13 protein-coding genes and 1 riboswitch are annotated in these 14,354 nt (G+C 43.0%); of the genes, 1 reads left to right on the top strand and 12 read right to left on the bottom strand.

The features are described from left to right. Window positions 1–37 precede the first annotated feature (37 nt). Window positions 38–514 carry a hypothetical protein gene (locus BM021_RS02855; RefSeq protein ID WP_090718680.1) on the top strand — a complete coding sequence of 159 codons (477 nt, stop codon included), beginning with the start codon at window positions 38–40 and terminating at the stop codon, window positions 512–514. Window positions 515–699: 185 nt separating this feature from the next. Here BM021_RS02855 and rng read toward each other — a convergent pair whose 3' ends face one another. The 12 genes from rng to metK form a co-directional block, all read right to left on the bottom strand. After that, window positions 700–2,151 carry a ribonuclease G gene (gene rng, locus BM021_RS02850; RefSeq protein WP_090718678.1) on the bottom strand — a complete coding sequence of 484 codons (1,452 nt, stop codon included), beginning with the start codon at window positions 2,149–2,151 and terminating at the stop codon, window positions 700–702. 156 nt (window positions 2,152–2,307) lie between these two features. Further along, window positions 2,308–2,928 carry a Maf family protein gene (locus BM021_RS02845; protein ID WP_090718834.1) on the bottom strand — a complete coding sequence of 207 codons (621 nt, stop codon included), beginning with the start codon at window positions 2,926–2,928 and terminating at the stop codon, window positions 2,308–2,310. An 80-nt stretch (window positions 2,929–3,008) separates the two neighbouring features. Further along, window positions 3,009–3,479: a 23S rRNA (pseudouridine(1915)-N(3))-methyltransferase RlmH gene (gene rlmH / locus BM021_RS02840; protein ID WP_090718676.1), complete on the bottom strand. Its 471-nt coding sequence runs from the start codon at window positions 3,477–3,479 to the stop codon at window positions 3,009–3,011. A 40-nt stretch (window positions 3,480–3,519) separates the two neighbouring features. Continuing rightward, entirely contained in the window at window positions 3,520–3,840 is a 321-nt protein-coding gene (gene rsfS / locus BM021_RS02835; protein ID WP_090718674.1) for a ribosome silencing factor, read from the bottom strand. Then, the gene (nadD, locus tag BM021_RS02830) at window positions 3,837–4,481 is read right to left on the bottom strand and encodes a nicotinate-nucleotide adenylyltransferase (protein WP_256207747.1); all 645 of its coding nucleotides are present in this window, start codon (window positions 4,479–4,481) and stop codon (window positions 3,837–3,839) included. Before nadD ends, rsfS begins: the two co-directional genes overlap by 4 nt. An 80-nt stretch (window positions 4,482–4,561) precedes the next feature. Then, window positions 4,562–5,887: a dihydrolipoyllysine-residue acetyltransferase gene (aceF, locus tag BM021_RS02825; RefSeq protein WP_090718670.1), complete on the bottom strand. Its 1,326-nt coding sequence runs from the start codon at window positions 5,885–5,887 to the stop codon at window positions 4,562–4,564. 80 nt (window positions 5,888–5,967) lie between these two features. Further along, on the bottom strand, window positions 5,968–8,628 hold the full coding sequence (gene aceE / locus BM021_RS02820; protein WP_090718667.1) for a pyruvate dehydrogenase (acetyl-transferring), homodimeric type: 2,661 nt from the start codon (window positions 8,626–8,628) through the stop codon (window positions 5,968–5,970). Window positions 8,629–8,651: 23 nt separating this feature from the next. After that, window positions 8,652–9,527, bottom strand: coding sequence for a bifunctional methylenetetrahydrofolate dehydrogenase/methenyltetrahydrofolate cyclohydrolase FolD (folD, locus tag BM021_RS02815; RefSeq protein WP_090718664.1), 876 nt, complete (start codon window positions 9,525–9,527; stop codon window positions 8,652–8,654). A 72-nt stretch (window positions 9,528–9,599) separates the two neighbouring features. Further along, the gene (locus BM021_RS02810) at window positions 9,600–10,289 is read right to left on the bottom strand and encodes a hypothetical protein (protein ID WP_090718662.1); all 690 of its coding nucleotides are present in this window, start codon (window positions 10,287–10,289) and stop codon (window positions 9,600–9,602) included. Between the two features lie 121 nt (window positions 10,290–10,410). Beyond that, window positions 10,411–11,271: a methylenetetrahydrofolate reductase [NAD(P)H] gene (gene metF / locus BM021_RS02805; protein WP_090718660.1), complete on the bottom strand. Its 861-nt coding sequence runs from the start codon at window positions 11,269–11,271 to the stop codon at window positions 10,411–10,413. Between the two features lie 132 nt (window positions 11,272–11,403). Continuing rightward, on the bottom strand, window positions 11,404–12,837 hold the full coding sequence (ahcY, locus tag BM021_RS02800; RefSeq protein WP_090718658.1) for an adenosylhomocysteinase: 1,434 nt from the start codon (window positions 12,835–12,837) through the stop codon (window positions 11,404–11,406). Window positions 12,838–12,853: 16 nt separating this feature from the next. Beyond that, window positions 12,854–12,929, bottom strand: a riboswitch (S-adenosyl-L-homocysteine riboswitch). Window positions 12,930–12,962: 33 nt separating this feature from the next. After that, window positions 12,963–14,126, bottom strand: coding sequence for a methionine adenosyltransferase (gene metK / locus BM021_RS02795; protein ID WP_090718656.1), 1,164 nt, complete (start codon window positions 14,124–14,126; stop codon window positions 12,963–12,965). Between the last annotated feature and the right edge of the window lie 228 nt (window positions 14,127–14,354).

Raw genomic sequence — 14,354 nt, 5'->3', positions numbered from 1 at the left:
GATGCGAACCGTCACTTCACTTGGAGTCATTACTATCATGAGCACAAAACTGGGAAAATATCTTTTAGTGTTACTTATACTTTCTCAACTGGTTGCCTGTGCACAGTTGAGTCAGTTAGAAACGCAAAATGCGATTGATAAAGAAATTGTACAGAATGCCAAGACTTATAGTGATCATAACAAGTTAGCTAATCGCTATGACACGGTAGCCAAAGAAATGGTAGCAAAAGCTAAGGAAAAAAAAGAGTCGCTAGAGGAATATAATGAACATAGCCATTACTATGGTAGGCAAGGCCAGGATTTTAAATCGCATACTGTAGCTAATATCCGCTATTACGAACAGGCTGCACACGAAGCTACCAAGCAAGCTGATTATCATCGAACAATAGCAGCAGAATTGCTGAAACAGGAGTATGCTAAGCCAGCAGAAACACCTGATCAACAGGTCAATCGAAAGGCAAAGCTCAATTCAGATTCTGGCGATATGGTTGAATCGTCTATTAAAACCCAATAAAGATGAATTTTGAACTGAGCAGCTTTTAGTCGAAATTTAAGAACCAAGAATAAAAAATTTTTTCAGAAAGTTTTCTTGACTTGAACCAGATTCTCTTAAACCAGATTCTCTTAGCTAACTAACAATTAAAGTGTTCGTCAAATCTGGTTCAAGTCTTTTTCATCATAAAGACAGCTATCACTCAATTACATCAATATTACATCGTATTGTTCTTGGGTATAGGATTCTTCAACCTGCAAGCTTATAGGCTTGGCTATAAAATCACCCAGTTGAGCTAAACTCTGAGATTCTTCATCAAGAAACAAATCAATTACCTGTTGTGATGCAAGAATGCGAAATTCATTCGCTTCAAACTGCCTGGATTCCCGTAACAGTTCACGCAGAATTTCGTAACAAATTGTCTGCGCAGTTCTAATTTCTCCTCGCCCTTGACACGTTGGACAAGGTTCGCACAACACATGCGCGAGACTCTCCCGAGTGCGCTTACGTGTCATCTCAACCAATCCGAGCGCGCTAAATCCGTTAACAGTGATCCGCATACGATCTTTTAATAAAGCCTTATTAAGTTCTGTCAACACAGCATTTCTGTGTTCTTCAGAATCCATATCGATAAAATCAATAATGATAATTCCACCGAGATTGCGCAAACGAAGCTGTCTTGCGATTACCTGAGCAGCCTCAAGGTTTGTTTTAAAAATAGTATCATCAAAATTACGGACCCCAATGAATCCCCCTGTATTTACATCCATAGTAGTTAATGCTTCAGTTTGATCAATAATCAGATAGCCACCTGATTTTAGATTCACGCGTTTAGCTAAAGATTTTTCAATTTCTTCTTCAACGCCATACAAATCAAAGAGCGGACGATCCCCAGTATATAAAGTTATTCGTTCAACCATATAAGTCATGTAATTCTGGGCAAATCTCACCAGTCGCTGATAATTCTCACGCGAATCAACCAGAATCCGGGTATCTTCATTCACAAGATCTCGTAATACCCGATGACTAAGATCCAGATCCTGATACAGCAACATGGGGGCCGAGATAGCCGTAGAATTTTGTTGAATGTCATGCCATAGCTTATGCAGATACTCAAGATCGGCACGTAAGTCACTTTCATCCGCCGTTTCAGCCATTGTACGGATGATGTATCCGCCTTTCTCTTCTATAGGCAAAATTTGTTGTAATCTTTCGCGTAATAACTCACGTTCGGTATTATCTTCAATACGCTGCGAGATGCCAATGTGAGATTCCTGTGGCAGATAAACCAGCAAACGACCTGCCAGACTTATTTGGGTGGATAGGCGCGCTCCCTTGGTGCCAATTGCATCTTTAATGACTTGCACCAGAATGTTATTGCCTTCATATAATAGTTTTTCTATGGGCTTGGTGGTATTACTATGCTGATTTGAATTCCAGATGTCTGCGACATGTAAAAAAGCTGCCCGGTCCAGACCAATATCTACAAAAGCCGATTGCATGCCCGGCAAGACCCGGCTAACACGTCCAGTGTAAATGTTTCCTACAATACCACGATCACTCGTTCGTTCAATATGAAGCTCTTGTGTTACACCTTGTTCTAATACTGCAACCCTAGTTTCTTGCGGTGTAATATTTACAAGAATTTCGTTGTTCATCGTATTAATACAATTTTTAAGAAATTATATTTTTGCTTTGAAAATCGATTAGGATAAAGACAAAAATAGATTAAAACAAATCATAATTTCGCAAGTCGAAATGGAATGTGCAGAATTCATCCTACGTTATCAAATTTCAAACCAGCTAATTGATCATCATGGGAAAAGTTCTATGCCAATTTCTTCCAGTAATTGCGCAGTTTCATATAAAGGTAACCCCATTACGCCACTGTAACTACCAGCTATTTCGGCAATGAATGCAGCTGCCATGCCCTGGATGGCATAAGCACCGGCTTTATCCAGGACATTATTCTGCGCTAGGTACTTGCGAATCTCTCGCTCACTGATTTCTCGAAATCTTACCGTTGATGTCGATAATCTGACTTGTATTTTATCTTTTATCCCAATACCAATTGCTGTTAAAACTTGGTGTGATCGCCCTGATAAGGTTTTTAACATTTCTTCCGCTTGTATGATATCTTTAGGTTTACCTAAAATGCATCCATCAAGCGTGACAATGGTATCCGCGACCAGTACAGGTAATTGTGGGAATTTACGTTGTAAAATTCGCTTCCATCCCTCACTTGCTTTGAATTGAACAATACGATAAACATAATCAGTCGGCGCTTCATCAGCAAGCGGTTGCTCGTCAATATCAATAGGACGACCGAGTGTTTCTCGCATCAGTAAGAGATTAAATTTCACACCGATTTGTCTCAATAATTCACGCCTTCTAGGGCTTCGTGAAGCAAGATATATTTGGTTATCAGAAAACATCATGACAATAGTCTCTAAATGAATATACCGAATCTGGCAGTATTATCTCATCAATAGAAGCTTAAAAGAGCAGGCAAATGTCATGCCCGATGATAAGGATGACCTTTAATAATCGAGACAGCTCGATAAAGTTGCTCTGCCAAAAGTACACGAACAAGACCGTGCGGCAGAGTCAGCTTTGATAATGCAATGATCCCAGTTGCAGTATTCTTGATATCATGATGCAGCCCATCTGCTCCCCCAATAATAAATGCAATAGCACCACCATCAGCCATCCATTGTTTTATTACGTTTGCAAATTTTACTGTAGTCCACTGTTGACCGTTTTCATCAAGAACTACAATTCGACTATCTGATGGCAGAGCTGCCCGAATTCGCTGATACTCTGAAAATAACAACTGCTCAGTTTGTTTGCCGCTTACACGCTTCTCAGGTTTAATTTCAATTAAGTGTACTGTGATTTCGCGTGGCAAACGTTTGATATACTCAAAATAACCTGTTCTCACCCAATCGGGCATCTTGCTTCCAACCGCGAGTATAAAAAGTTTCATGATCAGGCAAAATTAAGATACCCAAGCAACAGTATCAATTCTACTTAGTCCACAGGCCCTTCAGATTGTAGTATTCGCGCGCAGCCGGCAACATAATATGTACAATTGCATCACCTAAATCCACAAGAAGCCATTCCCCAGTTTGTTCTCCTTCCACACTATAGACCCTACCTCCAGCAGTCTTGACTTTTTCTTGTACATGATCCGCAAGCGCTTTTGTCTGACGTGTTGAATCTGCACTGGCAATAATGATGTATTCAAACAATGAAGTTATTTTTGAAACATTAATCACATCAATATCATAAGCCTTAACATCTTCAAGTGCATCAACAATAATATTCACAAGCTTTTCTGGGTTCATGTTCTTCCAGCGTAAAGATAATTGGATTTAATATAGTCAGAAACATTTTCTGGAAGCAAATAACGGATACTTTTCCCAGCAGTTACCAATAATCGTATATGAGAAGCTGATATTTCCAATAATGATGTCTGTGCAGTATAAATCAAACCATTGCATTGAAGCCTTAGATTGTTGGCATTCAAAACCCGCCGGGAAATAAATTCTTTTCTTATATCCATAGGCAGAACCGGATACCTATCAACGGATGTATAACCTGGGCGCGCGACCACTATAATATGACATAGCTTGAACAATTCATGCCACCTATGCCACTGATTTATCTTTATAAATGCATCCATTCCCAAGATAAAACAAGGTGCTGTTTTTTTTCCTAATTCATTTTGATATTCACGGAGTGATTCAACCGTTGTACTGATGCCGGGACGATTGATTTCACGCTCGTCGAGTAAGAACATGTTATTCCCCTGAATTGCTAAGCGTACCATCGCAGAACGATGTTTTCTCGAAGCAACAGGAGCAACACGTAGTCGAGGATCGCCTGACGGAACAAAAATAATTCGCTCTAAGCCGATGATATCAAGCAATTCTTCAGCAATACGCAAATGACCATAATGGATAGGATCAAAAGTTCCACCGTAAATCCCAACTAGAGGAAATTTATCGATAGTTATCCCCTATATCCACTGTAAGAATCATATCCCAGGAAATATTAGCCATATTTTTATAGTAAAGCCAGACGCATATCTGCTAACACTTCTGACAAATGCGTTATAAAACGTGCTGCCATTGCGCCATCAATGACTCGATGATCATAAGAAAGCGATAAAGGAAGCATGAGGCGCGGAACAAATTGGTTATCGCGGTAAACCGGTTTGATGCTTGCCTTTGAGATGCCCAAAATGGCAACTTCAGGCGCATTGATAATCGGCGTAAACGCTGTACCGCCAATTCCGCCCAAGCTGGAAATAGTAAAGCCAGCACCCTGCATATCGATAGGTTTCAATTTACCTTCACGCGCCAACGAAGAAAGTCTCGTCAATTCTTCAGCGATGGTTATGATGCCTTTCTGGTCGACATCCTTGATCACAGGAACAACCAACCCCTGGATCGTATCCACGGCAAATCCGATATGATAAAAGCGTTTAATGATTAAATTGATTTCACCATCGGCATTATTGTCGAGCGACGCATTGAATTCAGGAAATTTCTTCAACGGGGCAATTAATGCTTTCATCAAAAAAGCCAACAATGTCAGCTTTACTTTATTTCCTTTATCACTTTCATTGGATTCCTTGCGTAACTCTTCTAAATCAGTGATATCCGCTTCGTCAAACTGAGTCACATGCGGAATCATCACCCAATTCCGATGCAAATTGGCACCCGAAATTTGTTTGATACGTGTCAAGGGCTTTAGCTCAACCGGACCAAACTTGGCAAAATCAACCTGTGGCCAAGGCAGCAAATTAAGTGCCAGTCCTAATCCTATGCTGCGGGATTTTGACAATTCGTTTTTTACGTAAGCTTGCACATCTTCTTTAAGAATTCGATGCTTAGGGCCACTACCCATGATCAGATCGAGATTTACACCGAGCTCCCGGGCAAAGCGGCGTATGGATGGACTGGCGTGCGCTTTGGAGAGAGGTTTAGTTTCAGTTACCGCATTCTGAGGCACCATTTGCATTTGCTGGGCAGCAGCCGGTTTTCCTTCAGTTTCTGATCGAGTTGCCTCTGACTGAGTTGTAGCTGTTGCCTGAATGGGTACCTTCTCAGCGGCTTTAGGAGATAGTTCTCTATGCTCGTCGCCATCTGAAACTTCAATCGAAAGAATTGCAGTACCTTCCGAAACCTTATCACCCGCCTTGACAAATATTTCCTTAATGATGCCAGAGTATGGGGATGGAATTTCTATCGTAGCTTTATCCGACTCCAGCGTGACCAACGAGTCTTCGGTTTTTATAGCATCGCCGGTTTTTACCAGTACTTCGATGATCGGAACATCCTTGAAATCACCAATATCAGGAATTAATACTTTTTTTAATTCAGTCACATGCCTTCCTCAAATTGCTGCAAAAAAAAGATGATGCAATCATCTTGCTGACAATTTTTCTTTACCTATCAGATTCTGATTTAACTTGTCGCTGGATTAGGTTTTTCAGGATCAATACCATATTTTTGTATAGCCTGAGCAATCTGATGACTGGAGATTTTTCCCTCCTCAGATAAGGCTGTGAGTGCTGCAACTGTAATATAGAATCGATCAACTTCAAAGAAATGACGCAATTTCTCGCGCGTATCTGAACGCCCAAAACCATCTGTTCCCAGAACACGATACTTCCGAGGAATAAATTCACGAATCTGGTCCGCATAAATTTTCATATAATCAGTCGCTGCTATCACAGGCCCTTGGCGTTTTCTGAGACAATTTTCCACATGGGAAAACCGCGCCGGCTGATCTGGATGCAACATATTCCAGCGCGTGACACCCAGTGCTTCGCGCCTTAATTCATTAAAACTGGTCACGCTCCAGATATCCGCATTCACGTTGTATTCAGTTTTGAGGATCGCTGCCGCAGCAATCACTTCACGCAGAATGGTACCCGCACCGAGCAATTGCACATGAGGTTGATTATTACTACCGTTGCCTTCGTTGAATAAATACATACCATTCAGGATGTCTTTTTCAGCACCAGGCGGCATTTCAGGGTGCGAGTAGTTCTCATTCATTACCGTGATGTAATAGTAAATGTCCTCCTGTTCCTGATACATGCGGCGCAGTCCATCCTGAATGATGACAGCCAGTTCATACGCAAACGCTGGATCATACGATACACAATTGGGAATCGTTGAAGCATGGAGATGACTATGCCCATCTTCATGCTGTAGTCCTTCGCCGTTCAATGTTGTACGCCCGGCCGTTCCTCCGAGCAGAAACCCACGGCAACGCATATCCCCGGCCGCCCAGGCTAAATCGCCGACACGCTGGAAACCAAACATCGAGTAAAATATATAAAATGGAATCATCTGAATGCCATGGGTACTATAAGCCGTCGCCGCAGCTATCCAGGATGACATCGCGCCGGCTTCGCAAATACCTTCCTGCAGGATCTGCCCGTGCTTATCTTCTTTATAGTACATCAATTGATCAGCATCCTGCGGCGTGTACAGCTGACCCACCGACGACCAGATCCCCAGCTGCCGGAACATGCCTTCCATACCAAAGGTGCGCGATTCATCAGCAACAATAGGAACAACATGCTTACCAATTTGCTTGTCTTTCACCAAAATATTCAGAATCCGCACAAAAGCCATCGTAGTTGACGATTCGTGTCCTTCACCGCTAGCTTTCAGTAATGATTGAAAAGCGGATAATGGCGGTACCTGCAAGGCTTCTGCTCTTGTTTTACGACAATGAAAATTGCCACCCAGTGCTTTACGCCGCTCTTGCATATAGATAAATTCCGCAGAATCCTTGGCGAAGGTGAGATAAGGCACTTCATCGATCTTATCATCCGGGATATCCAGACCAAAGCGATTACGAAAAGCTTTGAGTGAGGTGGTTCCCATTTTTTTCTGCTGATGAGTAATATTTTGCGCCTCACCCGCCTCACCCATGCCATAGCCTTTAATCGTTTTAGCCAGTATCACGGTCGGCTGGCCGGTGTGTTTTGCCGCAGTCTTGTAGGCCGCGAAGACTTTGTAAGGATCATGCCCTCCCCGGTTTAGCCGCCAGATATCATCATCCGACATATTGGCAACCATCTCCAATAATTCAGGATACTTGCCAAAAAAATGCTCGCGCACATAGGCGCCATCTCTGGCTTTAAAGTTCTGATATTCACCATCCACGCACTCCATCATGCGTTTTTGCAATAACCCTTTCGTATCCTTGGCCAATAAGGAATCCCAGTAAGAACCCCAGATCACCTTAATTACATTCCAGCCAGCACCCCGAAAGGCGCCTTCCAGTTCCTGGATAATTTTACCGTTACCCCGTACCGGGCCATCTAAACGCTGGAGATTGCAATTGACTACAAAAATCAAATTGTCCAGATTCTCGCGTGATGCCAGTGAAATCGAACCGAGCGACTCGGGTTCATCCATTTCACCGTCACCCATAAAAGCCCAAATTTTGCGACCGTCGGTATTGACTAATCCCCGGCTACCCAGATATTTCATAAATCGCGCCTGATAAATGGCCATCAGAGGTCCCAAGCCCATCGAAACGGTTGGAAATTGCCAGAAAGTGGGCATCAACCACGGATGCGGGTAGGAAGATAGACCCTTACCACCGGCTTCTTGACGGAAATTATCCAGTTGTTCCTCACTGAGCTCACCAGCAAGAAACGCATAGGCATAAATACCGGGGGAAGAATGTCCTTGAACATATACCAAATCCCCGCCATGCGTTTCACGAGGTGCATGCCAAAAATGATTATAGCCGACATCATAGAGCGTTGCCGCGGATGCAAAGCTGGCAATATGGCCACCGACATTGGTATTTCTATTAGCGCGCAATACCATCGCCATCGCATTCCAACGGACATAGGAGCGAATGCGGTGCTCTATCGCGTTATTTCCTGGAGAACGTTCTTCTTTACCGGGAGGGATGGTATTGATATAGGCTGTGGTGGCGCTATAGGGTAAATAAGCCCCTGAACGTCGGGCTTTCTCGATTAATTTTTCCAGCAGGTAATGTGCACGCTCCGTACCCGCATTGATAATGACTGAATCCAGTGCATCCAGCCATTCTTGCGTTTCTTGGGAATCTATATCGGGTTGTAATTCCATGTTTAAGCACATCCATCTAAGTTTTAACTTGACTTTCCGTTTTTAATGCCAGCTTGCGCCCGTTCTGCAGCCAGAATGGTATTACACAGTAGCATGGTAATCGTCATGGGTCCTACGCCTCCCGGTACTGGTGTAATATAACCCGCGATCTCCTTAACGGAATCATAATCGACATCACCGCACAGTTTTCCATCTGATAGTCGATTGATGCCCACATCAATTACCACGGCGCCAGGCTTCACCATTTCTGCAGTAATAAGACGCGGTTTTCCCGTTGCTACCACCAGGATATCAGCATTTTTTGTAAAATGCGGCAAATTGCTTGTTTTCGAGGTACAAATGGTAACGGTAGCGCCTTGTTCCAACAACATCAGCGCCATCGGCTTACCGACAATATTGCTGCGCCCCACCACTACTGCATGCTGCCCCTCAATTGGAATATGATTTTTTTCCAGCATCACCATCACACCATACGGAGTGCAAGGTGAAAATACGGTATTCCCGGTCACCAATGCACCCACATTGTAAAGGTGAAAGCCATCGACATCTTTCTCAATGGCAATGGACGTGATGACACGGTTATTCTCAAAGTGCGGAGGTAACGGTAACTGAACCAGAATACCATGAATATGCGGATTCTCGTTGAGCGCTTGAATGCAATTCAATACCTCATTTTGCTGTGCATTTTCTGTGAAACTATGCACTTCTGAATAAATGCCGACTTCATTGCAAGCTTTGACTTTATTTCTGACATAAATACCCGATGCAGCATTATCTCCGACTATAATGACCGCTAATCCTGGTTTGGTACCTAATTGAGTTAATTTCTCAGCACGCACTTTCCACTCAGCACGTACCAATTCGGCTATTTTCTTGCCATCTATAATATGAGCGCTCATTTTTTCGCTTGCAGCCGGACTTGATCAATCAATCTAAATAATCTTAACTATGCTCATCGATAGGAATCAGAATTAACCTGCTTGCTTGGCTTTTTTAATTTTTGTGCGATAGATAAAAATACCAATTAAGAACATAGGTATCACAAAAAGTGCCGCTGCGATAAGCCCGGCCGCCAAAGTCGCAATCGTACTGTTTCCGGGCATAAATAATGTAACAAACCAGATCACTACAAAAGCCACAAATAAACCCCCATATAGCATGATTTTTCTGCCGCGATCATACAAACGCCAAAAAGCACCTGAAACTTGCATATCATCAATATAATGATCAAATACTTCTGCCAAACTGTTATCACCCGGTTCGGATTCATAACCGATAACCACAGCCAGTGCATCATGATTATCTTCAAGTTTAGACATTTTTCTGAGGAATTCGATGCGTTTGGCAGCTTTTTGTTTTGGCATGCGATCCTGCATGAGCATGGTCTTCAATGCTGTAAAAGCTAATTCACGCGCATCATCCGTATTTCCTAAACTTTCAGCAAATTTCCACATTACCCCCAATAAATAAAGCTGAATGGTCATTTCCTTGAATTCAGGCGCAAAATCATATTTTTTGCTTTTGATGAGTTCAAGCTGTGCAGCTTTGACTTCTCTGGCGTGCGCGATACAGGCATCCACTATCGAGACATCTGCAATTGCCGCTTCAGGAATTGATGTTTCTACAGCCGATTTATCCGGATTATTTTTTATCTCTTTCATTTCGAAACCCCATACTTTTTGATTTTAATCATAATATTGATACCATTATATACTGGCCAGACAAATCAGGAAAAAGATCATTCCAACACTGCTTGCACAACACGTAAATCTGAGACATGAATTAATCGGTATCTTTTTTAAGATTAAGGCGCTGCCATATCAGGGATGTCAGATCAGCTGAATTTAAAGTATAAAAATGCAGCCCTGGCGCACCCGCTTTTAATAAGCGCTCACAAAGATCAGTCACGATATCCAATCCAAAAGCTTGTATGGATGCATGATCATCGTTGTAACCCTCCAGTTTTTTGCGAATCCAGCGAGGAATCTCAGCACCGCAAGTGTCTGAAAAACGGACCAACTGAGAAAATTTATTGATCGGCATAATCCCCGGAACAATAGGGATGTTCAAACCAGCGGATTCACATAACGCAACAAAATGGTAATAAGCATCGGCATTATAAAAATATTGGGTAATAGCTGAATTAGCGCCGGTTTCGATTTTATGCTTGAAATTCTCAAAATCTGCCTGCGCAGAACGTGCTTGTGGATGATATTCCGGGTAAGCTGCCACATCAATATGAAATAGAGATCCGAACTCCTGCCGGATAAAAGCAACCAGTTCACTGGCATAGCGAAACTCCCCAGCCTGTGCCATGCCCGAGGGCAAATCACCCCGCAACGCTACAATATGCCTGATACCTGCTTGATAATATTTTTCCAGAATGGTTCGGATATTCTCCTGAGTCGAACCAATGCAAGACAGATGCGGTGCAACCACATGCCCTTCTGCCTGGATTTCCAGCACTGTTTCCAGCGTTCTTTCACGCGTCGATCCCCCCGCACCAAAGGTGACAGAAAAAAACTTAGGGCAAAATTGAGCCAGTTGCTTACGAGTAAGCCGCAGTTTCTCAATACCTTGGAGAGTTTGGGGTGGAAAAAGCTCAAAACTGAAGGTAGGAGAAAATTTCTTTTGTGATTCCATCTTAGAAGTCTATCAATCCAGCATTATCACAGTTTGCGTGCATATCAATTACTGGGTTTTACAGATAGGAGAAGGATTGTTTGAATGTATGCAAGCGCAAACAATGCTTCTCCCATTGAGCAAGAAAAATGATTAATATCGATACATTTCTGATTTATAAGGGCCATTCTTATTGAGACCCAAATATCTAACCTGCTCATCCGTCAATTCAGTGAGTTTTACGCCGAGTTTTCCCAGATGCAGCCGCGCTACTTTTTCATCCAGATGTTTTGGCAGAACATACACGTTATTCTGATAATTCTCCCCATTCTGCCATAACTCCATCTGTGCCAATACCTGATTAGTAAATGAACTGGACATCACAAAGGAAGGATGCCCGGTGGCACATCCCAGATTCACCAATCGACCCTGCGCCAGAACAATAATGCGGCGGCCGGTCGGGAATAGGACATGATCCACTTGCGGCTTGATATTTTCCCAAGGATATTTCTGAATCGATGCAATGTCGATTTCCGAGTCGAAATGACCAATATTGCAAACAATCGCTTGATCCTTCATTCTCAGCATATGGTCATGCGTAATCACGCGCAGGTTACCCGTCGCAGTCACAAAAATATCCGCTTGATCACAGGCATCATTCATCGTCACCACACGATATCCTTCCATTGCCGCTTGTAGCGCACAGATCGGATCAATTTCGGTAATCCAGACGGTTGCTCCCAGACCGCGCAATGACTGCGCACAACCTTTACCGACGTCCCCATACCCACAAACCACTGCAATTTTTCCAGCAATCATGACATCGGTAGCACGTTTAATGCCATCAACCAGCGATTCTCTGCAGCCGTAGAGATTATCAAACTTGGATTTCGTTACAGAATCATTCACGTTAAAAGCTGGAAACGGAAGCTCTCCATTTTTATGCATTTCATACAACCGATGGACTCCCGTAGTGGTTTCTTCTGTTACACCACGTATGCTGGCAAGATTCTTTGAATACCATCCAGGCTGGGAAGCCAAGCGTTTTTTGATGGAAGCAAATAATACTGCCTCTTCTTCATTGCCAGGATTTGCAACTAAAGAAGAATTTTTCTCAGCCTTAGCGCCTAGAGTAAGCAGTAATGTGGCATCACCACCATCATCCAAAATCATGTTAGCACCACGAGGTTGTCCAGCAACCGTCCATTCGAAGATCTGATGAGCAAATTCCCAGTAATCCTGGATGGATTCCCCTTTATAGGCGAACACTGGAATATTCTTAGCAGCGATAGCTGCCGCCGCGTGATCCTGGGTGGAAAAAATATTACAGGAAGCCCAGCGTACTTCCGCACCTAATGCTACCAATGTTTCAATCAGCACCGCGGTTTGGATGGTCATATGTAAAGAACCCGCGATCCGCGCACCAGCCAGCGGCTTCTGATTTGCATACTCTTTACGTAATGCCATTAGCCCTGGCATTTCGGTTTCGGCAATGGCGATTTCTTTACGCCCCCATTCTGCCAAGGAAATATCGGCAATCTTATAGTCAGTAAAAAAACTGCCATCTGAATTAAGCACAGCGTTCATAGTCTACTCCTTAAAATATGAACGAGCGCCGTTGTAATAATAGCCACATATGCTGAGCCTCACGGAAAACCGTTGCAGCGCTCCTCAGCACAAGGGAATTAATGAAGATTTGATATAAAATTCAATTATAGGCCCGCGTCAGCACGAAGTTGAGCCGCCTTATCCTTAGCTTCCCAGGTAAAATCTGGATCTTCGCGTCCAAAATGTCCATATGCTGCAGTTTTAGCATAAATAGGGCGCAATAAATTCAGCGCATGAATGATACCGCGAGGACGCAAATCAAAATGTTGTTCGATCAATTGCGCGATTTTTTCATCGTCAATCTTACCTGTGCCGAATGTATTGACCATCAGCGAAACCGGCTTTGCAACACCAATTGCATAGGCAACCTGTACTTCACATTTACTGGCAATTCCAGCAGCTACAATATTTTTTGCAACATAGCGTCCTGCATAGGTCGCTGATCGATCTACTTTGGAAGGGTCTTTACCAGAAAAAGCACCACCACCATGATGTGCCGTGCCGCCATAGCTATCGACAATAATTTTCCGACCAGTTAACCCGCAGTCACCCATCGGACCACCCACGACAAAACGTCCGGTTGGATTAATGAGATATTGGATGCGATCGCTGATCAGTTCAGCAGGCAACACCGGTTTAATAATTTCTTCAATCACTGCTTCGGTCAATGCATGATGCGAAATATCAGGATCATGTTGTGTTGAAATCACAACGGTTTCGATACACTGTGGTTTGCCATTTTGGTATCGCACCGAAACCTGTGATTTGGCGTCAGGACGTAACCAAGCTAATTGTCCTTTCTTTCTCAATTCAGCCTGACGCTCAACTAAGCGATGTGCATAGAAAATGGGCATTGGCATCAATTGCGGCGTTTCGTCGCAAGCAAATCCGAACATTAGCCCCTGATCACCCGCCCCTTGTTCCATCTCTTCTTCTTTAGTGCGGTCAACACCCTGAGCAATATCAGGCGATTGTTTGTTGAAAGCTGTTAAAACAGCGCAGGTAGTGGAATCAAAACCAATGTTTGAACTGGTATAGCCAATATTCTTAACTGTTTCACGTGCGATAATATTGTAATCCACAGATGCATGTGTTGTTATTTCTCCCGATAACACAATTAAACCAGTACTGCACAATGTCTCACAAGCAACCCGTGCATTGGCATCCTGCTTCAGAATCGCATCCAATACTGCATCAGAAATTTGATCGGCGACTTTATCAGGATGGCCTTCGGAAACAGATTCAGAAGTAAAAAGGTATGCACTCATAATTCTAGTCAATTGAAATTGTGAAAAACCTCCAAGTATACCCGATTGTATTTTTTATCATAGAAGTTGGTTACTTATCGTGGATTTCTTCGTTCTCTGGACAAAGATATCGACATGATTGAGATAGTAGAATTTTTGAGTCCGAAAAGGTGTTGTTTAAAATAATTTTATGAGAACATGTTAAGAGAAAGATAAATTCTGCCGCATGCCCTGATATTTAATGATTGG

This window comes from Nitrosomonas sp. Nm166, from assembly GCF_900112825.1.
GTDB lineage: Bacteria > Pseudomonadota > Gammaproteobacteria > Burkholderiales > Nitrosomonadaceae > Nitrosomonas.
This window is presented reverse-complemented; position numbering and strand designations above follow the sequence as displayed.